Origin of the sequence: Lacisediminimonas profundi (genome assembly GCF_008831265.1) — a bacterium.
Taxonomy (GTDB): domain Bacteria; phylum Pseudomonadota; class Gammaproteobacteria; order Burkholderiales; family Burkholderiaceae_D; genus Lacisediminimonas; species Lacisediminimonas profundi.
Genome location: NZ_VTTH01000001.1, coordinates 37,670 through 61,954, shown reverse-complemented (window position 1 = coordinate 61,954; position 24,285 = coordinate 37,670). Strand labels below are relative to the sequence as shown.

The window sequence follows — 24,285 nt, the reverse complement described above, 5'->3', positions numbered from 1 at the left end:
TATTCGCTGTGCAATTCGTTTTGCAAACGACGCCTACCGGCCGACCAGCAGCCGTAGCGGTGTTTCGATGTAGCCGACCACCCGGTTCAGGAATTCCAGTCCTGCCACGCCATCCATCAGCCGGTGGTCGCCGGCCAGCACCAGGCCGATTTCCTCTTGCAGCACCGGCTGTCCATGAGCATCCGGCCGGAACACCTGGCTGATGCTGCCCACCCCGATGATCATGGCCTGTCCAGGGTTGATGATTGGCGTCATGAACTTGACCTGATGCATGCCGGCGTTGGATACGGTCACCGCGCCGCCGCGCATGTCGTCCGGCTTCAGCGTTCCCGCCCGCGCACTGTCAACTGCCGCTTGCGTACGCCGCGCCGACTCGGTCATCGACACCCGGCCGGCATCGCGCACCACCGGCACCAGCAGGCCGCGCTCGCTATGCACGGCAACCCCGACATCAGTGCTGCTGTAGGTGACGATTTCGCCATTGGCCCAGACCCGGTTCAACTGCGGAAGGTCGGCCAGCGCACGACCGACGGCAGCCACGATCATGTGGTTGAGCGTGAAGCGCAGCGGCGCTGCCGCCGCGTTCAGTTCGCGCCGCAGCGCCAGCAGCGCGCCCGCATTGGCTTCGACCGCCAGGTAGAAATGCGGCACCTCCTGCTTGAGCGCCGTCAGCCGGCGCGCCATGGCAGCGGTGTGGGCGTCTGGCTGGCTGCGCGTGCCGAGATCGATCGCGGTCGCGCCGGCCGCTGCTGGAACGGCAGCAGCGACGCTGGCGACGGGCGCCGCCACGACGCGCCTGCTTGCCGCTGCCTCGACATCGGCAGCCTTGATACGGCCGCGCGGGCCGCTGCCCTGAATCTGCTGCAGGTCGACGCCGTCGCGCACGGCAATGCGTCGCGCCAGCGGCGTGGCAATGACACGCTCGCCGTGAGTCGCGGCTGCACCGGCCGCCTGGCCGGCAGCCGGAGCAAAGGCAGGAGCAGAAGCAGGTGCCTCCGGCGCACGCCCGGCCACCGTTGCCGCAGCAGGCGCTGCAAGCGCATCGCCGGCACCGCCCGCCACGCCATCATCCCAGTAGCCGACCACTTGGCCGACCGCAACCGTAGTGCCGGCCGGCACGACAACCTCGCGCAAGACACCGGCTCCCTCTGCCGGGATCTCGGTCGCCACCTTGTCGGTCTCGACCACGAACAGGCCCTGCTCCGGCTTGAACGCCGCACCCGGGGCCACCATCCATTCGGTGATCTGGCCTTCAGTCATGGTCAGCCCAAGCTTGGGCATCAGTATTTTCTGCAGCATGCCGCGCCTTCCTAGCTGCCGGTGAAATTTGGTTTGCGCTTTTCAAGGAAGGCGGAACAGCCTTCATGCGCATCCTTCGTGTCCAGCACCAGCCCGATCACAGCTTGTTCATGTTGCAGCGCTGCCTGCAGGTGCATCTCGCTACCCTGCGACACGGCACGCTTGAGCAGCTTGAGGACCATGCTCGACTTGTCTGCAATGCGCTCGGCCAGCGCCATTGCTTCCTCCATCAGGCGCTCGCGCGGCACGGCGCGGTTGCACAGTCCCAGCGCGACCGCTTCCTGCGCCGTGATCTGGTCGCCGGTGAAAAGCAATTCCTTGGCTCGGCACAGGGGTATCTGGCGAATCAGGCGTTGCGAGCCGCCGGCGCCCGGAAACAGGCCCAGCGTGATTTCCGGCAAGCCCAGCTTTGCCTCCTCGGCCACCAGCCGGACATCCAGCGTCAGCAGCAGCTCAGTGCCGCCGCCGAGCGCCCAGCCATTGATGGCGGCGATGGTCGGCTTGTCGCACACCTCGAAGCGGCGGAACACGCGGTGAATCACTTCGGCGAATTCGTTGTAGTGCGCCAGACCCTGCCGGCTCAGCAGGTCGGCAATGTCGCCGCCGGCGACGAAGGCGCGCTCGCCGGCGCCGGTGATCACGATTACATGCACCGCGCTGTCTTTTTCGAAGCGGGTCAGGGCAGCTTCCATCTGCTCCAGCGTGGCGGTATCGAGCGCGTTCAATTGCTTGGGGCGATTGATGGTCAGGATCCCGACCCGTCCCCGCACTTCGGTCAGTATGTTTTCAGTGCTCATGCTTGTTGTCCCGGATTAAGGTTCAGGTTCAGGCCAGTGTCTTGCGCGCGGCAGCGATAATCGCCGCGGCATCCACGATGTAAGCTTTTTCCAGCGAAGGTGCATAGGGCGAGGGCATGAATGGCGCCCCTACCCGCACCACCGGCGCATCCAGTTCGTCGAACGCGTCCTCGGCGATCCGGGCCGCGATTTCCGCGCCGCAACCGAAGCTGCGCACCGCCTCGTGCGCCACCACCACCCGGTGGGTGCGCGCCACCGATGCGAACACGGCTGCCTCGTCCCACGGCTGCAGCGAACGCAGGTCGATCACTTCGCACTCGATCCCTTCGCGCGCCAGCGTGTCGGCCGCAGCCAGCGCCGCATACAGGGTGGCGCCGTAAGTGACGATGCTCAGGTCGCGGCCGCTGCGGGCGATGCGGGCTCGGCCAATCTCCCCGGCCAGCGTGGTGTCGACTTCGCCCTTGCTGCCGTACAGTGCCTTGTTCTCGATGAACACCACCGGATCCGGATCGTCGATGGCTGCCCGCAACAGCGAATAGGCGTCTTGCGGCGTCGCCGGGCACACCACCTTCAGTCCCGGCACATGGGCAAACCAGGCTTCCAGGCATTGCGAGTGCTGCGGGCCGGCATTCAGGCCGCCGCCATGGGGCGTGCGCAATACCATCGGCACATTGCTGCGGCCGCCGAACATGAAGCGCGCCTTGGCGGCCTGGTTGACCAGCGCATCCATCGCCAGCGTGATGAAATCCATGAACATGATTTCCACCACCGGCTTCAGGCCGCACATGGCGGCGCCGACGGCCGCGTTGGCGATGGTGGATTCGGAGATCGGCGTATCCAGCACCCGTTGCGGGCCGAACTCGCCCAGCAATCCGCGCGTGGCCTTGAACGAGCCACCAGCGGCAGCCACGTCCTCGCCCATCACGACCACGGTCTGGTCAGCCGTCATGCTGTCCCTGAGCGCCTGAGTCACTGCCTGCATGTAACGCATTTCGGCCATGATCAGTTTCCTCCCACGGACACAGCCGCGTGCTGCTTGGTGTAGACGTCGGCCATCGCATCGGCGAAAGTCGGCGCGGTGTCCGCGCGGGAGGCCTCGATCGCCTGCCAGACCTGCTGTTCGCAGTCGGCGGCAATTTGTTCCAGTACAGCTGGTTCGGTGCCTGCTGCGCGCAACTTGTTGGCCGCCAACAGCAGCGGATCGCGTGCTGCCATCGCTGCAGCCTCGTGCTCTGGCCGGTATTTCTGCGGGTCGCCTTCGAAATGTCCACGCACCCGGGTGGTCAGGAATTCCAGCACCTGCGGGGTGCCGCTGCGTGCTGCCGCCAGCGAGCGGCGCGCGGCATCAGCCACGGCCAGCACGTCATTGCCATCGGCTTGTTCGAAGCCGAGTCCGAAAGCCGAAGCCAGCTTGCCGACCTCGGCCACGAACTGGCGCTCGGTTGGCGAGAACTCGGACCAGGAGTTGTTTTCACAGACGAAAACCAGGGGCAGTTTCCACAGCGAGGCCAGGTTCATGCTTTCGTGCAGCACGCCCTCGGCCATCGCGCCGTCGCCGAAAAATGCCAGCGCCACGCCACCGGTCTTGCGCAACTGGTGGGCCAGCGCGCTGCCCAATGCAATCGGGATGCCGGCGCCGACGATGCCATTCGCCCCCAATACGCCGAGCTGCATGTCGGACACGTGCATCGAGCCACCACGGCCGCCACACATGCCGCCGGCGCGTCCCATCAGCTCCTTGAAAAACTCCTCCAGGCCGATGCCGCGCGCCACCACATGGCCATGGCCGCGATGGGTAGTGGCGAACGTATCCTGGGGTTCGAGCGCGGTGATGACGCCGGCCGCGCACGCCTCCTGGCCGATCGACAGATGGATGAAGCCGGGAACTTCGCCATCAGCGAACAGCTTGATCAGCGAATTTTCGACACTGCGGATGCGCTGCATGACCCGGTACAGGTCAAGCAGCTGCGGCGCATTGCTGGTGGGATTGGTCATATGATTCGGGGGCTGTTTGCCATTTCCTGGTTGCTGTTTGCCCGCTATACGGACAGGTATCGCGTCTTGATATCTTCGTTGGCGCGCAAGCCGTCGGTGGTATCGGTGTAGACGATCCGGCCGCGGTCGATCACGGCAACATGGGTGGCGATATGCAGGCAGAAATGCATGTTCTGTTCGGCCAGCAGAATGGTGGTGCCGCTCCTGCGCAGCTCCTTGATGCGGGCCGCGATCTGTTGCACGATCACCGGGGCCAGGCCCTCGCTCGGCTCATCCAGCAGCAACAGGCGCGGGTTGCCCATCAGCGCGCGGCCAATCACCAGCATCTGTTGTTCGCCACCCGACAGCTGGCGCCCGAGACGGGTCTTGAGCGGCGCCAGCAGCGGAAACGCTTCGTAGATGCGCGCCAGCGTCCAGTCGTTGCCCTGGCCACCTGACTTGGCTGCCAGCAGCAGGTTGTCTTCCACCGTGTGCTCGGGGAACACTTGCCGGTCTTCCGGCACGAAGGCGAGGCCGGCGCGCGCGATCTTGTACGATTTCTCGCCGCGGATTTCGCGTCCTTCCAGCTTCACCGAACCGGCGCCGCTGGGAATGACCCCGGCAATCGCCTTCATCGTGGTTGACTTGCCGGCGCCGTTGCGGCCCAGCAACGCCATGCATTGCCCGGGCTTGACCTCGAAGTCGACCCCGAACAGCACCTGGCTGGTGCCATAAAAAGCGGTCAGCCCGGCAACCGAAAGCACTTGTTCGCTCATGCCGTCACCTCGTCATCGGCGAAGCCATGTCCGAGATAAGCATCGATCACTTTCTGGTTCGTGCGGATCTGGTCCGGCGTTCCCTCGGCCAGCAGCGCGCCGTAATAGAGGACGCGAATCATCTGCGCCCGCGCAAAAACGATGTCCATGTCATGCTCGATGAAAATGATGGTGATTTTTTCGCGCTGCCACAGGAAGTGCACCCGCTCTATCATTTGCAGGCGTTCCTCCGGCCCCATGCCGGCAGTCGGCTCGTCCAGCAGTAGCAGGCGCGGCTCCAGCGCCAGCGCCAGGCCGATATCGAGCAGCTTCTGGTCGCCATGCGACAAGTGGCTGGACAAGGTGCCGGCACGGGAAGTCATGCCCAGCATCTCCATCAACTCTTCGGCCCGCTGGCGCGACGACGGCTGGGAGAATGGCCGTAGCAGGTCGGACATCTTGCTGCGATGGGCCAGCACCGCGCCTTCCAGCGCCTGGGCCACGGTGAAGGTCGGGAAAATGCTGGCGACCTGGAAGGCACGGCCGATTCCGCGCTTGACGATAGCGCGCGGCGACAGCCCGGCGATTTCCTCGCCGTTGAACATGATGCTGCCTGAGTCGGGCTTCAGCTTGCCGGTGATCAGGTTGAACAAGGTGGTCTTGCCGGCGCCGTTGGGGCCGATGATGGCCGACAGGCTGCCTGGCTCGAAATCGGCCGAGAAATCGTTGGTGGCCACCACGCCGCCGAAGGCCTTGGTGACGTTGATCATTTTCAGCATCGCGCGCTCCGCTGTTTCTGGTTGGCGTGGTTCATTGGTTCGTGTGCGGCAGTCCGCCGTACATGTCCCAGGTAGTTCCGGACAGCCAGCCGCAGTCGATCGGCACGTTGATGCCGGTGATTGCGCTGGCGCGGTCCGACAGCAGGAAGGCAACGCCGTTGGCAATCTCGGTCGGTTGCACCAGCCTTGGCAGCGGCGAGTTGGCCAGCGCGCCGTCGACCTGACGCTCGCCGCGGGCGATCGCGCCCTCCAGCGCTGGCGTCAGCGTGTAGCCGGGAGCAACCGCATTCACCCGCACCCAGTTGGCGCCCCACTCCGCCGCCAGGCATTGCGTCATGTTGATCACGGCCGCCTTGGCCGGCGAATATGAATGCAGCCGCATCGAGCGCGACCCGGCCACGGAAGAAATATTGACGATGCTGCCGGCCTTGCGCGCCAGCATGGCGCGGGCAAACTCGCGGCATGCGACATAGGTGCCGCGGAAATCGATCTGCTGCACGCGGTCGAATGCATCCATGCCCAGTTCATGCGGCGGCAGCGGCTGCTGGATGATGCCGGCGCTGTTGACCAGGCCATACACAGGCCCTACTTCGGACTCGATGCCGGCCGCTGCCTGCGCCACGCTGGCGTCGCTGGCGACGTCGATCTCCCAGGCCACCCCACCAATGCGCTGCGCAACTTGCTGCGCCTGCGCCAGGTTGATGTCGGCCACCACCACTTTCCAGCCATCCTGCGCCAGTACTTCGGCGCAGGCCGCCCCGATACCCGAAGCGCCGCCGGTAACCACCACGATACGTTGCTGTTGTGCCATGTTTGTCTCCTTTGTTTTAATGTGGCGCGCGCTGTCCGCGATCGCGCAGGCGCTCCAGCACCAGGTCGAGCAAGCCCTTGCGCAGTGCCATTACGTAGAACAGGATGATGATGCCCAGCACCAGGCCGTAGTACTTGGTATGGGCGGTGACGAAATGGTTGAGCAAGGACATGATGGTCGCGCCCACCATCGGACCGAGGAAAGTGTTCAGGCCGCCGAGCATGATCACGAACATCGCTTCGCCGGACATGGTCCAGTAACCGAAATTCGGGTAGGCGCCGGACACGTACAGTGCCATCAGCGATCCGGCCACGGCAGCCATGGAGGCCGCGATCACGAATGCCGCCAACCGATATCCACGCACGTCCATGCCGAGGAATTCAACCCGCGCGGCGTTGTCGCGGACCATGCGCAGCGCATAACCGAACGGCGACTTGGTGATATGCCAGAGGATCAGCAGCGACACCAGGGTGACGCCGACGATGAACCAGTAGCTGTGGTCGGGATTGGTCAGGTCGATGCCGAGGAAGACCGGCTTCTTGAAGCCGCCCATCAGCCCCTGGTCGCCGCCGGTGAGCTGCTGCCAGCTGATGATGGTGCTGTAGAACATCATCTGGATGGCCAGCGTCAGGAACGCAAAATAGATTTCGCGCGTCTTGGTGCACACCAGTCCCACCACCAGCGAAATCGCGGCTGTGCCGACGATGGCAATGCCCATCGCTGTCGGCACCGAGTACTGGCCGGTCTGCATCAGCAGGCCGAAGCCGTAGGCTCCCGAGGCGTAGAACATTGCATGACCGAAGGACACCAGCCCGGTGTAGCCGATCAGCAGGTTCAGCGAAGTCGAGAACAGGCCCAGGATTGCGATATGGATGATAAGGTCCAGCACCAGCCTCGATGGAATTACCAGCGGCAGCGCCGCCAGCACCACGAGTGCGATCGCGACAAGCGTCCAGACGGTACGGGTAGAAAAGTTTTTCATGCGTGCTCCGCCTTGCCGAACAGGCCATTGGGGCGCAGTATCAGCACCAGCGCCATGATCAGGAATACCAGTATCTCGGTGAAAAATGGCAGGCCGACGCTGCCGAACGAGCGGCACAGTCCGATCAGCACGGCTGCCACCAGCGCACCGCCGATCGAACCCATGCCGCCGATCACGGTGACGATGAAGGATTCGATCAGGATCGAGAATCCCATGCCTGGCACCAGCGAGCGTACCGGCGCCGCCAGCGCACCGGCCAGGCCGGCCAGCCCCGCGCCCAGCGCAAACACCGCGACGTACAGCAAGGTGGTGTTGATGCCGAGCGCCGCCGTCATTTCGGTATTGACTGCCGCGGCCCGCACCTTGCTGCCGAACGAGGTCTTCACGATCAACAGCCATACCACCAGCGCTATCACGAAGGAGATCGAGATCAGGAAAATATAGAACAGCGGAATGGGCGCGCCCAGCACCATCATCGGCGGCCGCGCGAACGCTGCAGGCATGCCCATGGACTGGAATTCGGAGCCGAACACCAGCAACATCAGGTCGTCCAGCACCAGGATCCAGCCGTAGCACATCAACAGCTGCATCAGGAAATTGGACTTGTACAGGCGGCTGAAAAATACCCGCTCCAGCAGCACGCCGAACAGGGCGACCCCGGCCGCGCCGCCGACCACCGCCAGCGCATAGCTGTCAGTAGCGCGATAGATGGCAAAGGAAATGTAGGCGCCGATCATGTAGAGCGCGCCGTGGGTGAAGTTGACCACCTTCAGGACGCCGAAAATCAGCGTCAGGCCGGATGCCACCAGAAACAGCAGCATGCCGATGATCATCGCGTTGAAACCTTGCGTCAGCAGGCACGAAGCCGAGCCCATGCATTGGGCGAGCGCATCCAGATCCACTCGAATTCTCCGTGAATTTCGTCAGGAAGGGCCGCAAGCCTGCGGCCCTGATGGGGAAAAAAAGCGCCGGCCGTCAGCGGCCGGCGCCAGCCAGGATCAGGCCCAGCCCATCTCTTTCTTCCACTTGTTTTCGAGATCGGTGATCTGGGACCAGTCGGCGGTCCAGGCCTTCTCGATGAAGGGCAGCTTCTTGCTGATGCGGCCCCATCCGGTCGCATAGTCGACCAGCGTATGGTCACCGGCACGCATGGTGACCGCACCTTTGGTGCCGAACGGCGACTTGACCTGCATGCCGCGCAGCGCATCGGCCATCTTCTTGCCGTCGGTGGAGTTGGTCTTTTTCATTGCCTCGTGCAGCATTTGCACGGCAACGGCATTCTGCCACGACCAGTTGGTCGGGAAATCGCGGAACTTCTCGGTATAGTCGGCGGACCACTTCGCGTTTTCTTTCGTGCCCGGGAAGGCAGACAGGTAGCGGGTGCCGGAGTGCACGCTCGGCGGCATGGTCTTGACTTGGTTGATGGTCGTGAAATCCGCCAGCGCGATCGAGAACAGGTCGATGTCCTTGAACAGGCCGTACAGGTTGCCCTGGTCGATGAAGGCCACCAGGTCGCCGCCCCACAGACAGGTAAACAGCGCCTGCGGCTTCTGGTTCAGGATCTTGGTGATGAATTCGGTGTAGTCCGGCTGGAACAGCTTGGGCCAGGCGTCGGCAACGATCTGTGTCTGCGGCGCAAAATGCTTGAGGTAGCGCACGAACTGCTGGGTGGTGTCGCGGCCATAGGCATAGTCCGGGCCGATGGTCATCCAGCGCGTGTACTTGCGCTCCTTGGCCACCAATGCCGCGTACTGGCCGGCGACGATGCCGTCGTGGGCACCTTGGCGGCAGGCACGGAAAGCGTTCGGGATCTTGAGCTTGGGGTCGGCAGTCAGCGACGATGTTTCGGAGTTGGTATGCAGGCACAGGATGCCGGCGTCGCGCACCACTTCATGCACCGCAAATGCACCGTTGGACGCTTCGGCATCCAGGATGAAATCGCACTTGTCGCTGTTGATCAGGTCGCGCGTCAGGCGCGACGACTCTTCCGGCCGGCCCTTGGAATCGCGCGCGACCAGTTCCAGCTGGCGACCATTGAAACCGCCGGCGGCATTGATCCGGTCGATTTCCATCTGCGCCGCGTTGCGCGACGAAATGCCGAGCTGGGCCACACGCCCGGTCATGATGGTCGGCATGCCGATGCGAATTTTCTGACTGGTCTGGGCGTTCGCGAGCGCCGGGAATCCCAGCACCGAACCTGCCGCCAGCGCAGCGCCGCCCTGCAATGCCCGACGGCGCGGCAGCGATGCCGGTGCGGAAAAATTGCTCTCTTTTGTCATTGTCTCCACCTCTTGTTTTGAGTGACCGAACGGAATTACAATCGACCGGCCTGATTGTGAACGGGGATTCGTGATTCATGAATCACGATGAGAATATAGGCAAGTCCCCAAGTCCTGTCAACAGCTTGCGTCCGGCTTCCAAAAGGTCTGGCGCCTTGATACCCGACAGTGCCCGACAGTGCCCGACAGTGCCCGACAGTGCCCGACAGTGCCCGACAGTGCCCGACAGTGCCCGACAGTGCCCGACAGTGCCCGACAGTGCCCGACAGCGAAGACGAGGATATTCATGCAAGCCAGCAGTTCCGCTCCGCCCCACGAACAATGCGTGCTGCGCTATGCACTGGAACGCCATGCGCGGGAGCGGCCGGACGCCGTGTACGCGGCGTTCGAGGATGAAGCCGACTGGACTTTCCGCAGCACGCTGGACAAGGTACGCAGCACCGCCAATGGCTTGGCCGCGCTCGGCGTAGGGCGCGGCGACACAGTGCTGCTGATGCTTGGCAACGGCGGTTTTGCCTTGCGGGTGATGTTCGCACTGCACTACCTCGGCGCCATCGCGGTGCCCGTCAATACCGCCTACCTGGGCAGCCTGTTGCGGCATGTGGTCGACAATGCCGGCGCCCGGCTGGCAGTGGTTGAGCCGGAACTGCTGCCGCGGCTGGAAGAAGCCGCCGGCCCGGCACTGGCGACTATCGTGGTGAACGGGACCGATGTGCAGGCACAAGCGGCGGCACATGCAGTGACACCAACAGCGGCACCGTCGGCGAGCCGGGCAATATATCCGGCCAGCGTGCTGACCACGCCGGCGCCGACGGCGCTGCCCGACCCGCTGCTGGCGCCTTGGGACACCCAGTTCATCATCTACACCTCGGGCACCACCGGCACCTCAAAGGGCGTGCTGGCGTCCTATCGCCACAGCTACACCGCGGTCGGTCCGGTCGGCTGGCCCTGCGTGCAGCAACAGGATCGCCAGCTGCTCCACCTGCCGATCTTCCATATCGGCGGCGCCTTCATCGCCTCGGCTGCACTATGCCGTGGCGGCTCGATCGGCGTCACCGCCAACTTTTCCACCGAGCGCTTCTGGGATTCGGTCCGGCGGCTGCAGGTGACATCCGTATTCCTGCTCGGCGTGATGGCCAGCTTCCTGCTCAAGCAAGCGCCACGGCCGGATGACCGCACTCATCCGCTGCGCATGGTGTTCATCGTGCCGCTGGGAGCGATCGGCCCCGAATTCGCTGAACGATTCGGGGTCGAAGTCCACACCTTGTTCAACATGACCGAGATCAGCACGCCGCTGATCTGCGGACCGAACCCGACCAAGCCGCATGTGTGCGGCCGTCCGCGTCCCGGTGTGCAATTGCGGCTGGTCGACGAGAACGATATCGAGGTGCCGCCCGGCGAAGTTGGCGAACTGGTGATCCGGACCGACCAGCCCTGGGCCATGAACCATGGCTATAACCGCGACGATGCCGCCACTGCCCGCGCCTGGCGCAACGGCTGGTTTCATACCGGGGACTGTTTCACGGTCGATGCAGACGGCGACTATCTGTTCAAGGACCGTATCAAGGATTGCATCCGTCGCCGCGGCGAGAACATTTCCTCGCACGAAGTCGAGGCCGAGGTGCTGGCCTTCCCCGCAATACGCGAAGTTGCCGCGATCCCGGCGCCGTCCGAATTCAGCGAAGACGAGGTGATGCTGGTGGTGGCAACTACCGATGGCAAGCAGGTCGACCCGGCCGCGCTGTTCGCCCACCTGCAAGCGCGACTGCCCCACTTCATGCTGCCACGCTACCTGCGGGTAGTGCCCGCCCTGCCCAAGACGCCGACCGCGAAAGTGCAGAAGCATGTGCTGCGTGAGCAGGGAGTCACCCCCGATACGCTGGACTTGCATCAACTCGGCCTGCGCGCCAGGCGTCCCGCCAGCTGACACCAATTGATACGAACCTGTTCCGACCTATACCAACCGACACCACCGACAAGAGAACGTATGCAAAAGAAAACCCCGGTACGCGTCTACACCGACTACAAGAGCCCGTATGCCTTCGTCGCCAAGGATCGCACCTATGCGCTGGCCGAGGAGTACCAGCTGGAGCTGGACTGGTATCCATACACGCTGCGGATACAGGACTATCTCGGCACATTGGATACCCGCAACGCCCATCAGTGGCGGCGGGTGCGCTACAGCTACATGGATGCGCGTCGCCTGGCCAACGCCCAGGGCCTGGTGCTGAAGGGCCCGGAGCGGGTCTATAACGGCTACTACGCCAATGCCGGCTTGCTGTTCGCCAAGCAGAACGGCCTGTTTCGCATCTACAACGACACCGTGTTCGAGCGCTTCTGGAAGCGCGAGCTGGACATCGATTCGCTGGCGGCGATGAAGGCGCTGATTGCCGACATAGGCGGCGATCCTGCGGCCTATGAAGCCTGGGCCGAAGGGCCGGGCCGCAGCGAGCATGAGCGCGTGATCGACGAAGCCGAGGCGATGGGCGTGTTCGGCGTGCCGATGTTCGTGCTCGACGGCGAATTGTTCTGGGGTGGCGACCGCATCGGCATGCTGATCGAAAGGCTCATCGAGCGCCGTGCGGCGCAGGAGAAGCAAGCATGAGCGCCGCAGTAGCAGGAGTAGCAGCAGCAGTCGACAAAGAAGCCGAAAATGCAGCCGACAAGCCAGTGCTGTACAGCATGGCCGTATGCCCGTTCGCCCAGCGCACCGAGATCGTGCTGCGGCACAAGGGCGTCGCCTACCAGGCCACGCAAATCGACATATCGCAGCCGCGGCCGCCCGAGCTGCTGACCCTGAACCCGCTGGGCAAGGTGCCGGTGCTGCTGCATCGCGGCCGCGCCCTGAACGAGTCAAGCATCATCAATGAATATCTGGAGGAAGAGTTTCCGCAGCCGCCGCTGTTCCCGGCCGATCATTGGGAAAAGGCGCAGACCCGGCTGCTGATCGATTTTTGCAACAATCGTTTCGTGCCGAACCAGTACCGCTTGCTGATGGAGCAGGATGCAGGACGCCGGCCGCGTGTGGAAAAAGCGGTGCTGGACGACTGGGCCTGGGTGGACAACTTCCTGCGCCGCATCGCCCCGGAGCGCGACTTCCTGTGGCCCGGATTTTCGATGGCCGAGGTCAGCTTCGCGCCCTTCTTCCAGCGCTTCGTGCTGGCCGAGTACTTCTGGGATTTCCGCCTGCCGGCCCGGCCGGAACTGGAACGGGTTCAACGCTGGCGCAGCGCCCTGCGAGACCATCCCGTGGTACGTGCCACCAGCCTGCCGGACGAGGACTACATCAAGCTGTATGCCGACTATGCGCTGGGCTATGGAAACGGCGCGGTGCCGGCCGGGCGCGAGCGCAGTTCGTTCGACCTTGGCATACCGCTGGCAGCGCGGCCGATGCCGGAAAAACGCAGCGCCGCCGGCGCAGCATCGACGCAGGCTTGAACATGGCACAAGACAATCTCAGTAGCAGCAGCAAGAAAGTCAGGAAGGAGGTCGAGATGTACTGGGACCTCGGCAGCACCAATGCCTATTTCGCGCTGAAGCTGATCCGGCCGGTGCTGGCACGGCACGATGCCGGACTGGTGCTGCATCCGTTCAACCTCGGCCACGTGTTCCGCTTGCACAATTATGTATTGATGGAGGAGCCGCCGGCCAAGATCGCCAACCGCAAGCGCGACCTCGCGCGCTGGGCTGAAAAATACCAGCTGCCGTTCCGCTTCCCGACCCGCTTTCCGATCAAGACCAGCCGGGCGCTGCGCGGTTCGCTGGTGATGCGCCGCCATGGCCTGGAGCTGGCCTATGTGGACGCCATCATGTCAGCTTACTGGGAACGTGACGACCACTCGGTCGCGGATTACGCGGGACTGCGGACGGTGGCGGCGGGGCTGGGCGTGGATCCGGATGCCTTTGAAGCTGAATGCGAAAGCGCCGAGATCAGGGAGCAGCTCGCCCGCAGCACGGACGGCGGACTGGCCAGGGGTGTGTTTGGCGTGCCGGCGATGTTTGTTGGCGACGAACTGTTCTGGGGCAAGGACCGGATGGAGTTCATCGAGGACGAGTTGGGCAGGCGCTAACAAGCAGGAGCTAAAAAGCAGGAACTGAAAAGCGACAAGCCAGGGTGCTAGCGCCGCGCCCTGGCCAGGAATATTGCAAAATCGTCCAGCACCGGGACGCCAGCCAGCGTCACCAGCAGGAACGCAAGCGGCACGGTCGCCAGGTAACCAATGGCCTGGAAACCCACTGCCCCGACATAGCCCCCCAGGAAAAAGGCAAATGCAAGGGCGCACAGGACGGCTAGCCGTTCCCGGCTCGCGAATACTGGCGAACGCCTTTCAGCCCGGTTCCAGTACACCAGCTTGCCCAGTTCGATCCCGATATCGGTCACGATGCCCGTGATGTGGGTAGTACGGATCTCGGCCTTTGAAATCTTGGTGATGACGGCATTCTGCAAACCCATCAGGAAGGTCAGCAACATGACGGTGACGGGCAGCACGACGACCACGTCGACTGCGGAAAGCCGTACCCCCAGGATGCCAAATGCGAGCAACAACACCGCCTCGAAAAGCAAGGGAAGCGCGAACTCGGAGCGCAGGCGATGCCGCCGCGCGTAGTTGACCAGGATCGAGGACGTCGCCGCGCCCAGCAAGAATGAAAGCAATGCGCCGCCGGCGCTCAGGACCAGTCCATATTCCCCAAGGGCGAGGTTGTCCGCCATGGACGAAACAATGCCCGACATATGTGAGGTGTACTGATGCACCGCAAGGAAGCCGCCGGCATTGATCGCTCCCGCAACAAACGCGAGAGCGATTCCCAGATGACGGTTGGCGCCGGGCGTGCGGTGGCGCCCGGTGAGCTTGCGCGCATAGTCGATAGGCATTGTGTCTCTGTGCTGACTGAAGATCCGGATACCTGAACCAGATGCTGCCGCTCCTGCAATTCGCAAGACCGGCATGCTGACCAAAAGCATCATCATAAATGCGGAACACCGCCGTCGGCGCTTTACCAGATCAAATGGTCGATTTTCGAACCAAAACCTCGCCCGCAGCAGCAGTCATGCATGTCGAGCAGACACAACTGTCGCGCGGGACGTACAAATTACCTGAAAAGAATTAACATAAAAATACAATGCCTTTACAAAAGAAATGCTGCCGGGCATCATCAATCGGGTCTTCCAAGGTCCCCTGACCCTCATTCCGAGCACCTATATGGCGGCCGTGCACCAACCTTCCGCTTCAGCCACCCCGATGCCGCCGCTTGCCCGCGCCTTGCTGCAGGCAGGCCGCATCAGCATGCAAGATGCCGACACGCTCTCCAGGAAGGCCGCCGCTGAGAAATCGCCCTTCATCGACGTCGCGCTGCAAGCCGGCGTGATCGAGGCGCGCACGCTGGCGGTGTTCTGTTCCGAGACCTTTGGCTATCCCTTGCTCGACTTCACGGCGTTCAACCTGCAATCCCTGCCGGACAAGGTGATCGACCCCAAGCTGATGCAGAGCCAGCGCGCGATCGCGCTGGCCAAACGCGGCAACAAGCTGTCGGTCGGCATCTCCGACCCGACCAACACCCACGCAATCGAGCAGATCAAGTTCCAGACCGAACTGAGCGTCGAGCCGGTCATCATCGAGCATACGGCTCTGATGCAACTGATCGAGCGACTGTCGCAAAGCGCCGAGCAGAACCTGAACGAACTGATTGGCGACGATTTCGAAAACATCGATCTCGGCAGCGACGAGCTCGCACAGGCAGCCGCGGATGGCGCGGCCAGCACCGACATCGACGATGCGCCGGTGGTCCGCTTCCTGCAAAAAATCCTGATCGATGCGATCAACATGGGCGCGTCCGACCTGCATTTCGAACCCTTCGAAAAGTTTTACCGGATCCGTTTCCGGGTCGACGGCATACTGAGGGAAATCGCCCAGCCGCCGCTGGCGATCAAGGAAAAGCTCGCCTCCCGCATCAAGGTGATTTCCAAGCTCGACATTTCCGAAAAGCGGGTGCCGCAGGACGGACGCATGAAGCTGGCAGTGTCCAAGACCAAGGCCATCGATTTCCGCGTCAGCACACTGCCTACGCTGTTCGGCGAAAAGATCGTGATGCGTATCCTGGACGCCACGCAGGCGCAGATGGGGATCGACGCGCTCGGCTACGATCCGGACCAGAAAGAATTGCTGATGGAGGCGATCCAGCGGCCCTACGGCATGGTGCTGGTGACCGGCCCGACCGGCTCCGGCAAGACCGTGTCGCTGTACACCTGCCTGAACATCCTGAACAAACCGGGCATCAACATCTCGACCGCGGAAGATCCGGCCGAGATCAACCTGCCCGGCGTCAACCAGGTCAACATCAACGACCGCGCCGGCCTGTCGTTCCCGGTCGCGCTGAAATCGTTCCTGCGCCAGGATCCGGACATCATCATGGTTGGCGAGATCCGCGACCTGGAAACAGCCGATATCGCCATCAAGGCTGCGCAGACCGGCCACATGGTGTTCTCGACCCTGCACACCAACGATGCACCGGCAACGATCACGCGGATGATGAACATGGGCGTGGCGCCATTCAACATCGCCTCGGCGGTCATCATGATCACCGCCCAGCGGTTGGCGCGCCGCCTGTGCCACTGCAAGCAGCCCACAACCATACCGGACGAAGCCCTGCTGGCCGCCGGCTTCCGCGACGATGAACTCGACGGCAGCTGGACGCCATACAAGGCGGTCGGTTGCGAACGCTGCAGCGGCAGCGGCTACAAGGGGCGGGTCGGCATCTACCAGATCATGCCGATCTCCGAAGCGATCGAGAGCATCATCCTGGCCCAGGGAACGGCGCTGGAAATAGAAGCTCAGGCAAGAAAAGACGGCGTCAAGACGCTGCGCGAGGCAGGCCTGGTGAAAGTCAGGCAAGGCATGACCAGCCTGGAAGAAGTCCTCGGTTGCACCAACGAATAGGGAGATGACGGATGGCTACTGCAGCCCGCGCCGGCCAGTCGGCTGAACAGATGTTTGCCTGGGAGGGCAAGGACAAGGCCGGCAAGGTGGTCCGCGGCGAGTTGCGCGCCAGCGGCTCGTCCGTGGTCAGCGCCACGCTGCGCCGCCAGGGCATCCTGGTTACCAAGGTCAAGAAGAAAAGCCTGCGCAGCGGGAAGAAGGTCAGCGACAAGGACATCACGCTGTTCACACGGCAACTCGCCACGATGATGAAGGCGGGCGTGCCGCTGCTGCAGTCGTTCGACATCGTTTCCAAGGGAAATTCAAACGCATCGGTCTCCAAGCTGATCCAGGACATCCGTGCCGACGTCGAGACCGGTACCAGCCTGAACCAGGCCTTCCGCAAATACCCGCTCTACTTCGACCCGTTGTTCTGCAACCTGGTTTCCGCCGGCGAACAAGCCGGCATCCTGGAAGACTTGCTCGACCGCCTTGCCGTGTACAAGGAAAAAACACAGGCGATCAAGGGCAAGATCAAGTCCGCCCTGTTCTACCCGGTTTCCATCATGGGCGTTGCCGTCATCGTCACCGCGGTCATCATGATCTGGGTGGTGCCGGCGTTCAAGAAAGTGTTCGAGAGCTTTGGCGCAGACCTGCCAGCGCCGACGCTGTTCGTCATGACCCTGTCGGATTTCACGGTCAAGTACTGGTACATCATCTTCGGCACCATGTTTGCGACGTTCTACCTGTTCTTCCAGGCCTGGCGGCGCTCGATCCCGGTGCAACGCGCGATGGACAGGATCCTGCTGAGACTGCCGATTTTTGGCGCAGTCATCCGCAAGGCAACGATCGCGCGCTGGACCCGCACGCTGGCAACCATGTTCGCCGCCGGCGTGCCACTGGTGGAGTCGCTCGATTCGGTCGGTGGCGCCTCCGGCAATGCCGTGTACGTCGACGCCACCAAGAAGATCCAGACCGATGTGGCAACCGGCACCAGCCTGACCGCGTCGATGCAAGCCACCGGCGTGTTCCCCAACATGGTCATCCAGATGGTATCGATCGGCGAGGAATCCGGCGCGCTCGACTCGATGCTCGGCAAGGTCGCGGACTTCTACGAGAATGAAGTGGACGATGCGGTCGAATCACTGTCGAGCCTGATGGAACCGATCATCATGGTGATCCTGGGCGTGCTGATCGGCGGCCTGGTGGTGGCGATGTACCTGCCTATCTTCAAGCTGGGATCGGTGGTGTAAGCGATCCCCGGCAGCACCGCTGCCGAGGCAAATGGGTAAATGGGGCCATGGAAATGGGGTCAGACTCGATTTCCGAAGGAAATCGAGTCTGACCCCATTTACCTGCCTCGACGCAACCGCAATGCGTTCGTGATGACCGAGACCGAACTCAGGCTCATGGCCAGCGCCGCAATCATCGGCGACAGCAGATGTCCCGTGAACGGGTACAAAAGGCCGGCGGCCAGCGGAATGCCCAAGGCATTGTAGAAAAATGCGAAAGCAAGGTTTTGCCGCATGTTGCGCACCGTCTCGTCAGACAGGATGCGGGCGCGCGCAATGCCGCGCAAATCCCCTTTTACCAGCGTGATGTGAGCACTGTTGATAGCCACGTCGGTGCCGGTTCCCATCGCAATACCGACGTCAGCTGCAGCCAGCGCCGGAGAATCGTTGATACCGTCACCGGCCATCGCAACCTTCTTGCCCTGGGCTTTGAGCTGGTTCACCAGCACCAGCTTGTCCTGCGGCTTGACCTCGCCATGGACCTCGGCGATGCCCAGCCTGGCAGCGACCGACTTCGCCGTCGTCACGCCATCGCCGGTCGCCATTACCACTGTCATGCCTGCATCGCGCAAGGTCTGAAGTGCTTCCGCCGTGGTGGATTTGACGGGATCCGAGACGGCGATCAGCCCGGCCAATTTCCCCTCCGCCGCCAGGTACATGACGCTTGCGCCTTCGCCACGCAACTGCTCTGCCTGCTGCGAAAGCGCCTTCCACTCCACCTTGTCGATGTCCATCAGCGCCGTATTGCCCAAAGCGATATGCTGCCCCCTGACGACACCACGCACCCCAATGCCACTGGAAGACTCGAAGGACTCGGGCTTGTCCAGGGCCAGGCCCTCCTTCACGGCCCGGGCGACGATGGCCTGGGCCAGCGGGTGCTCGCTTCCCTGGTCGATGCTGGCAGCAAGCTGAAGAACGTCCCGTTCAGTGCGCCCAGCCGCGGGCACCGCCCGGTCGAAGGCCGGCCGGCCTTCGGTCAGCGTCCCCGTCTTGTCAACAATCAGGGTGTCGATGGTACGCATCGCCTCGATTGCCGCAGCGTCACGAAACAGAATGCCTTGGGTCGCACCACGACCGGTAGCGGCCATGATGGACATCGGGGTCGCCAGCCCCAGTGCGCAAGGACAGGCAATGATCAGTACCGATACGGCGTTCACAAAGCCAAAGACCCAACTGCGCTCACCGCCGAAAAAGCCCCATCCCAACAAGGTCAGGATCGCGATGCCCACCACGATCACCACAAAGTAGCCGGCAACCACATCGGCCAGGCGCTGCATGGGCGCGCGTGAACGCTGCGCCTGCGCGACCATCTGCACGATCTGGGACAACACTGTCTGCGATCCAACCTTCTCCGACCGGATCACCAGGCTGCCGCTGGAATTCATGGTAGCCCCGATGACCTTGTCGCCGGCTCGCTTCGTCACGGGGACGGGCTCGCCGGTGAGCATTGATTCGTCGACTGCGCTCTCACCTTCCATCACCACGCCATCCACCGGCACCTTTTCGCCGGGGCGCACGCGCAACACATCGCCAACATGAACGTGGGTGAGCGGGACATCCTCCTCGCCACCATCGGAACGAATCCGGCGCGCCGTCTTCGGCGCCAGGCCCAGCAGGGATTTGATTGCAGCCGAGGTTTGCGAGCGCGCTTTCAGCTCAAGGATCTGCCCCAGCAGCGTGAGCGAAATAATGACCGCTGCCGCCTCGAAGTACACGCCGATCCGCCCGTGTTCGATGAAGCTTGGCGGGAACACCTGCGGCGCCACTGTGCCGACGACGCTGTAAGCGTACGCAGCAGAGGTTCCAATCCCGATCAGGGTCCACATGTTGGGACTGCGACTGGCCAGCGACTGCACGCAGCGCTTGAAGAAGGGCCAGCCGGCGTAGAGAACGACCGGCGATCCGAGCGCGAACTCGATCCAGCTCTGGTTGGGCAAGCCTGCCGGGAATATCCGTTGCCCGAACATCGCAATGGCCGTCACCACCACTGTAAATGGAAGCGTCCACCAGAAGCGATGCCGGAAGTCCACCAGTTCCGGATTCTCTTCCTCTTCGAGCGAAGGCATCACCGGCTCAAGCGTCATGCCGCAGATGGGGCAATTACCCGGCTGCGCTAGCCGGATCTCCGGGTGCATGGGACAAGTGTAGACGGAGCCCTGCTGGGGGGAAATCGAGTCTGACCCCATTTCCGCCATTTCCCTCGGGCGGCCCCCATTCCCCCTTACCGCCGCAGCTTCTCGCGCTGCTGCGCAGTGAGCACGCCGTCCATGCGCTTGCGCGCCTCGAGCGAGTTCTCGAACATCTGCTTGTGGAAAGCGGCGGCCGTGTCGTACGCCTTGCGCGCGGCCTGCTCATCGAATTTTCCGTCTTTATACAAATTTTGAGACTGCGGCTGTTCGTGCATCTTGTCCATCAGGGTCCACTGCTTCTGGCGCAGATCTTTCTGGATTTCCGTTATCTTGTTGCGCTGCTCGGTCGTGAGGTCGGGAATATTCCGGCCCATCCATCCCGGACCCATTCCGAAGCCGCCCATCATCCCCGATCCATAGCCGTCCATCATCCAGGGTCCGCCGCCGTAACCGCCCATCATTCCCGGGCCCATGCCGTAGCCACCCATCATCCCGGGTCCGTGACCACCCATCATTCCCGGTCCGTACCCGCCTCCCCCCGGGCCGCTTGCAGGCTGGGACCACGCCGCTGCGGTGAAAAAAAGGCTTGCAGCCAATGTGGCCAGCGCACGCTTGTTCATGTTCCCGCCTTCCCGATCTGGTTGGATTCGATTTTTCTTCCGCCCTGCTTCCAGGCAGCATTGTCATGCTAGGCATGCAAATGCGACGGCCGCTTGAGCCAGGTCAACGTTCACGGGGAATTGCCGGGCCCCATTGCCCTAAATGCTTACCGTTCCGATGGCTATTTGCCGCACTTGGCCGCCAACGCATATCTTTCTGTCGGTGGTGACATCAAGTGCCAGGCGGCAGGGACGCAATACCGCTTCCCCTTGGCTGACCTGGATGCGTGCCGGCAGGCTGTGGCCAGTATGAAGCAGCCAGCCTCCCAGGTTGGCGCAAGCCGAGCCGGTGCCCGGGTCTTCGCCCACGCCGCCGTTTTGCATTGCGAAGAAGTAGCGCGCAAGTACCGTGGTCGGCGTGTCGAACGCGAACAGGTACGCGGTTTTCCGGCCAATGATGCTGGCTGGCCACTGGTCCAGCAATGCAGCGTCGGGCGCGGCCCGGCGTACCGCGTCGACGGTCTTCACTGGAATCAGCAACTGGTCGACTCCGGTATTCACCCATAGCGGATCGCTGGCCAGGTCCTGCTGCTCCAGGCCAACCAGTCGAGCAATCAATCCAGGCGATGCGCCCGGCTGACCGATATCCGGCTGCGCCGATGCCGGAGCGACGAAGGTCCATTGATTGCCGATGGCGCTGACCGGGACGATCCCGGCCTTGAACTCGATACTCAGCGTATCGCCGGTTCCCCGCAATTCCCGCAGGACGTGTGCAGTCCCCAGCGTTGGATGGCCGGCGAACGGCAACTCGTTGCCGGGCGTGAATATCCGCACCCTTGCAGTCGCCGCTGCAGACGGCAGGATGAAGGTCGTTTCGGAAAGATTGAATTGCCGGGCCAACGACTGCATTTCGTCGTCGCCCAGCCCTGTCGCGTCCTCGAAAACGCAGAGCGCATTGCCGCCGAAGGTCGATTCGGCAAACACATTCATGATCCGGAATTTGTAATTTCTCGTCATGGAATTCCTCCGCGTTCCGATGCCTGGGTGCGCGTTATTGACTGCGCGTCTTTAACTGCCCGCTTTACCTGCGCGCCTCTAACGCCGCGCCTTGGCAGCGTTCCTGTAGGCCTGGATGCGAGCCACCAGGCCAGGCCGTGCCGCCGACAGTACCAGCTCCTGCAAATCCTGCGCGCCCGCATGCAGGTCGTTGCCGAGCGACGCGCGACGGATCGCGTCCTGTACCGAGGGTTCGAGCCGCTTGGCGCCGACCGTCAAGGCCGCCAATGCCTCCGGCAAGTCGGTAAGCGCGAGCGCCCTGGTCGCCAGGCCCGATTCCAGCGCTTGTGCGGCGCTGAGCTCGCGCCCTTCTCGTATCCAGGCACGGGTCCGGTCCACGCCCACCCTGCGCGCCAGCCGGGCCGTGCCCAGCACCAGGCCGAACGCAGCGCCGGGAAAGGCAAAGCTCGCACTGTCCAGTATCCATCGCTCCTCGCAGGCGGCGAACAAGTCGGCGCCCGCGCCGAACACCCTGCCATGCGCCAGCGCAAGGGTCAGGAAAGGCGCGTAATGCACGCTCTGCAGCAACAGCTCCACCCGCACGAAGCGGGACAGCAGTGAATCGTCGGTCTCGCTGTCCAGTCCGGACAGGTCGAAGCCGGTGCAGAAGTGATTGCCGCTGCCCTCGATCACCAGCATGCGCGTGCCGTCGGTGTAGCAGGCAGCGACCGCCTCCGCCAGGCTGGCGACCAGGCTGTTGGTCAGGCTGTTGCCGGTCTTGGCGCGCGTCAGCACGATCCGGGTAACTCCCGGCTCTGTCTGGTCCCGGTGGATTTCCAGTTCGGCATCGGGGACGGTGTTCTCGCTCATTTGCTGTTCCAGAGATTGGGAGCCAGGGTATTCGAATAGCCGGACACAAAGGGCCGGGTGCCGCCGCTTGCGTCAAACACGTGGCGCGCTATCCGGCCGATATTGCCGCCGTAGACGTGGATGCTGATCGCACTGGAATCGCGCGACGCATTTCGCACCCGGTGGATGTCGCCGATCGTCGGGGACACCAGTTCGACCTGCCCCGGCTGGAGCGTCGCCTCCTCGCCGTCCTCGACCAGTTCCGATCCCTGCACCCGATAGCGCTGTCCGCATTCCGCGCCGCGCAACATGCCGATCGCGCCCCACACGGTGTGATTGTGGATCGGCGTGCCCTGACCCGGCCCCCAGACGAAACTGACCACCGAGAAGCGGTCGAGCGGGTCGCCGTAGAGCAGATGCTGCTGGTAATGCTTCGGGTCGGAGCGCGTCATTTCGACCGGTAACCAATCATCGACCGCAACCAGTTCGCGCATGCGGCTGTCGACTTCTGCCAGTACCGCAGCTTCATCCAGCCCTTGCCGCTCAACCAGGCGCGTCATGGCAGCGACGAAATCCAGCAAACGGGAATTGGTACTCATGAGGCGCTCCCGGATTCGGCCTGGACACCATAGCGCTCGCGCATTTCGGCCGTATGCTCGCCCAGCGCCGGCGGCTGCCGGTAAATCGGGAAGCCCTGGCCATCGACGCGGATCGGTGAAGCGAAGGTACGGGTCTGCGTGCCGCCGGGCAGCGACAGTGGCTGCAACCAGTCCATGTGTTCGACCTGCGGGTCGGCCAGCGCCGACGAATAATCGTTGATGCGCGCATGCGGAACACCCGCCGCCTCGAAGGCCGTGATCCAGTGCGAAACCCCTTGCTGGCCGAACTTCACCTCCAGCAGGTCCTTCAGCACGCGCTGGTTTGCGGCGCGGTCCTTGGTCGTGCCGAAGCGCGCATCGGCGGCCAGTTCCGGCATGCCGACCACCTCGCATACCGACAGCCACAATTTCTGGTTGCCGGCTGCGATCGTGAAATATCCGTCGCTGGCGCGAAACGCCTGGTAGGGCGCGTTGCGCGGGTGGGCCGAACCGAGTTTCACCGGGTTGTTTCCGGTGCCGAAATACTCGCTGGTCTGCAGGGCGGCAATGCCCAGCGTGCAGCCGAACATCGGGATGTCGATGTGCCCGCCCTCGCCACCGGCGCGAACCCGGGTCAGCATGGCGGCGATCGAATAAGCCGCATACAGGCCCGAAGCAAAGTCGGAAACCGGCACGCCGCATTTGACCGGCGCCCCGTCCTGCTCTCCGGTGACGCTCATCACGCCGCTGGCCGCCTGTATGGTCAGGTCGAAGCCGCCTTCGCGCGAACGCGGACCGCTCTGGCCGTAGGCCGAGATGGAACAGTAGACCAGTTGCGGCCTGTCCTTTGCGAAGCGGTCAGCCCCGAGTCCGAGCCGGTCCATCACGCCCGGGCGGTTGTTCTCGACCACCACGTCGGCATCGGCAATCATGCGGCGCGCGACTTCCAGGTCGGCACTGTCCTTCAGGTTCAGCACCACGGATTTCTTGTTGCGATTCAAGGAGGCGAAATTTTCGCTGTAGCCGTTGCTGATCGGCGGCCACTGGCGCAGGGTGTCACCCTCGGGCGGCTCGATCTTGATCACCTCGGCGCCCATGTCGGCCAGCAGCATTCCGCAGAACGGGCCAGAGGCCACGGCACAAAATTCGATGACCTTGACGCCGGCCAGCGGCAGGCTCTGTTGGGGGAGTGTTTGCGTCATGATTTGCCTTTCACTATGTCATCCGTTCGAACCCGGTTTCTGACGGGCAA

The 24,285-nt window shown here is 63.1% G+C and carries 23 protein-coding genes; 6 read left to right on the top strand and 17 right to left on the bottom strand.

From position 1 onward, the window contains the following. Nucleotides 1-33 precede the first annotated feature (33 nt). The 10 genes from FVE66_RS00275 to FVE66_RS00230 form a co-directional block, all read right to left on the bottom strand. Nucleotides 34-1,299, bottom strand: coding sequence for a dihydrolipoamide acetyltransferase family protein (locus FVE66_RS00275; protein WP_151445398.1), 1,266 nt, complete (start codon nt 1,297-1,299; stop codon nt 34-36). Between the two features lie 11 nt (nt 1,300-1,310). Continuing rightward, nucleotides 1,311-2,096: an enoyl-CoA hydratase/isomerase family protein gene (locus FVE66_RS00270; RefSeq protein WP_151445397.1), complete on the bottom strand. Its 786-nt coding sequence runs from the start codon at nt 2,094-2,096 to the stop codon at nt 1,311-1,313. Between the two features lie 28 nt (nt 2,097-2,124). Further along, complete coding sequence (locus FVE66_RS00265) at nt 2,125-3,096, bottom strand: alpha-ketoacid dehydrogenase subunit beta (RefSeq protein WP_151445396.1); 972 nt, start codon at nt 3,094-3,096, stop codon at nt 2,125-2,127. Between the two features lie 2 nt (nt 3,097-3,098). Further along, nucleotides 3,099-4,091 (bottom strand): thiamine pyrophosphate-dependent dehydrogenase E1 component subunit alpha, encoded by a 993-nt coding sequence (locus tag FVE66_RS00260; protein ID WP_151445395.1) that lies wholly within the window; start codon nt 4,089-4,091, stop codon nt 3,099-3,101. 44 nt (nt 4,092-4,135) lie between these two features. Next, nucleotides 4,136-4,846, bottom strand: a complete 711-nt coding sequence (locus tag FVE66_RS00255; protein ID WP_151445394.1) for an ABC transporter ATP-binding protein — start codon at nt 4,844-4,846, stop codon at nt 4,136-4,138. Beyond that, nucleotides 4,843-5,604 carry an ABC transporter ATP-binding protein gene (locus FVE66_RS00250; RefSeq protein ID WP_151445393.1) on the bottom strand — a complete coding sequence of 254 codons (762 nt, stop codon included), beginning with the start codon at nt 5,602-5,604 and terminating at the stop codon, nt 4,843-4,845. Before FVE66_RS00250 ends, FVE66_RS00255 begins: the two co-directional genes overlap by 4 nt. A gap of 31 nt (nt 5,605-5,635) precedes the next feature. Further along, entirely contained in the window at nt 5,636-6,415 is a 780-nt protein-coding gene (locus FVE66_RS00245; protein WP_151445392.1) for an SDR family NAD(P)-dependent oxidoreductase, read from the bottom strand. A gap of 16 nt (nt 6,416-6,431) precedes the next feature. After that, complete coding sequence (locus FVE66_RS00240) at nt 6,432-7,397, bottom strand: branched-chain amino acid ABC transporter permease (protein ID WP_151445391.1); 966 nt, start codon at nt 7,395-7,397, stop codon at nt 6,432-6,434. After that, nucleotides 7,394-8,299, bottom strand: coding sequence for a branched-chain amino acid ABC transporter permease (locus FVE66_RS00235; protein WP_151445390.1), 906 nt, complete (start codon nt 8,297-8,299; stop codon nt 7,394-7,396). Before FVE66_RS00235 ends, FVE66_RS00240 begins: the two co-directional genes overlap by 4 nt. A gap of 96 nt (nt 8,300-8,395) precedes the next feature. Then, the gene (locus FVE66_RS00230; protein WP_151445389.1) at nt 8,396-9,676 is read right to left on the bottom strand and encodes an ABC transporter substrate-binding protein; all 1,281 of its coding nucleotides are present in this window, start codon (nt 9,674-9,676) and stop codon (nt 8,396-8,398) included. A gap of 286 nt (nt 9,677-9,962) precedes the next feature. Here FVE66_RS00230 and FVE66_RS00225 point away from each other — a divergent pair, with 286 nt between their 5' ends. The 4 genes from FVE66_RS00225 to FVE66_RS00210 are packed head-to-tail and all read left to right on the top strand — an operon-like array spanning nt 9,963 to nt 13,746. Further along, nucleotides 9,963-11,603 carry an AMP-binding protein gene (locus FVE66_RS00225; RefSeq protein WP_151445388.1) on the top strand — a complete coding sequence of 547 codons (1,641 nt, stop codon included), beginning with the start codon at nt 9,963-9,965 and terminating at the stop codon, nt 11,601-11,603. 60 nt (nt 11,604-11,663) lie between these two features. Further along, nucleotides 11,664-12,281 carry a 2-hydroxychromene-2-carboxylate isomerase gene (locus tag FVE66_RS00220; protein WP_151445387.1) on the top strand — a complete coding sequence of 206 codons (618 nt, stop codon included), beginning with the start codon at nt 11,664-11,666 and terminating at the stop codon, nt 12,279-12,281. Next, complete coding sequence (locus FVE66_RS00215; RefSeq protein WP_151445386.1) at nt 12,278-13,114, top strand: glutathione S-transferase family protein; 837 nt, start codon at nt 12,278-12,280, stop codon at nt 13,112-13,114. The genes FVE66_RS00220 and FVE66_RS00215 overlap by 4 nt, the downstream gene beginning before the upstream one ends. 2 nt (nt 13,115-13,116) lie before the next feature. Continuing rightward, nucleotides 13,117-13,746 (top strand): 2-hydroxychromene-2-carboxylate isomerase, encoded by a 630-nt coding sequence (locus FVE66_RS00210; protein ID WP_151445385.1) that lies wholly within the window; start codon nt 13,117-13,119, stop codon nt 13,744-13,746. Between the two features lie 47 nt (nt 13,747-13,793). Here the strand turns inward: FVE66_RS00210 and FVE66_RS00205 are convergent, their stop codons facing one another. Continuing rightward, the gene (locus FVE66_RS00205; RefSeq protein WP_151445384.1) at nt 13,794-14,549 is read right to left on the bottom strand and encodes a YoaK family protein; all 756 of its coding nucleotides are present in this window, start codon (nt 14,547-14,549) and stop codon (nt 13,794-13,796) included. A gap of 328 nt (nt 14,550-14,877) precedes the next feature. Between FVE66_RS00205 and pilB the strand changes: the two genes are divergently transcribed. After that, complete coding sequence (pilB, locus tag FVE66_RS00200; RefSeq protein WP_151445383.1) at nt 14,878-16,611, top strand: type IV-A pilus assembly ATPase PilB; 1,734 nt, start codon at nt 14,878-14,880, stop codon at nt 16,609-16,611. Nucleotides 16,612-16,622: 11 nt separating this feature from the next. Beyond that, nucleotides 16,623-17,843 (top strand): type II secretion system F family protein, encoded by a 1,221-nt coding sequence (locus FVE66_RS00195; RefSeq protein WP_151445382.1) that lies wholly within the window; start codon nt 16,623-16,625, stop codon nt 17,841-17,843. A gap of 98 nt (nt 17,844-17,941) precedes the next feature. Here FVE66_RS00195 and FVE66_RS00190 read toward each other — a convergent pair whose 3' ends face one another. The 6 genes from FVE66_RS00190 to FVE66_RS00165 form a co-directional block, all read right to left on the bottom strand. Beyond that, nucleotides 17,942-20,077, bottom strand: coding sequence for a copper-transporting P-type ATPase (locus FVE66_RS00190; protein ID WP_151445381.1), 2,136 nt, complete (start codon nt 20,075-20,077; stop codon nt 17,942-17,944). A gap of 26 nt (nt 20,078-20,103) precedes the next feature. After that, nucleotides 20,104-20,631, bottom strand: coding sequence for a Spy/CpxP family protein refolding chaperone (locus tag FVE66_RS00185; protein WP_161993148.1), 528 nt, complete (start codon nt 20,629-20,631; stop codon nt 20,104-20,106). A gap of 138 nt (nt 20,632-20,769) precedes the next feature. Next, a complete protein-coding gene (locus FVE66_RS00180; RefSeq protein ID WP_151445380.1) occupies nt 20,770-21,627 on the bottom strand; it encodes a PhzF family phenazine biosynthesis protein in 858 nt (285 codons plus the stop codon). 78 nt (nt 21,628-21,705) lie between these two features. Next, nucleotides 21,706-22,476 carry an enoyl-CoA hydratase/isomerase family protein gene (locus FVE66_RS00175; RefSeq protein ID WP_151445379.1) on the bottom strand — a complete coding sequence of 257 codons (771 nt, stop codon included), beginning with the start codon at nt 22,474-22,476 and terminating at the stop codon, nt 21,706-21,708. Next, nucleotides 22,473-23,054 (bottom strand): cysteine dioxygenase family protein, encoded by a 582-nt coding sequence (locus FVE66_RS00170; protein WP_151445378.1) that lies wholly within the window; start codon nt 23,052-23,054, stop codon nt 22,473-22,475. Before FVE66_RS00170 ends, FVE66_RS00175 begins: the two co-directional genes overlap by 4 nt. Next, nucleotides 23,051-24,235, bottom strand: a complete 1,185-nt coding sequence (locus FVE66_RS00165) for a CaiB/BaiF CoA transferase family protein (protein WP_151445377.1) — start codon at nt 24,233-24,235, stop codon at nt 23,051-23,053. Before FVE66_RS00165 ends, FVE66_RS00170 begins: the two co-directional genes overlap by 4 nt. Between the last annotated feature and the right edge of the window lie 50 nt (nt 24,236-24,285).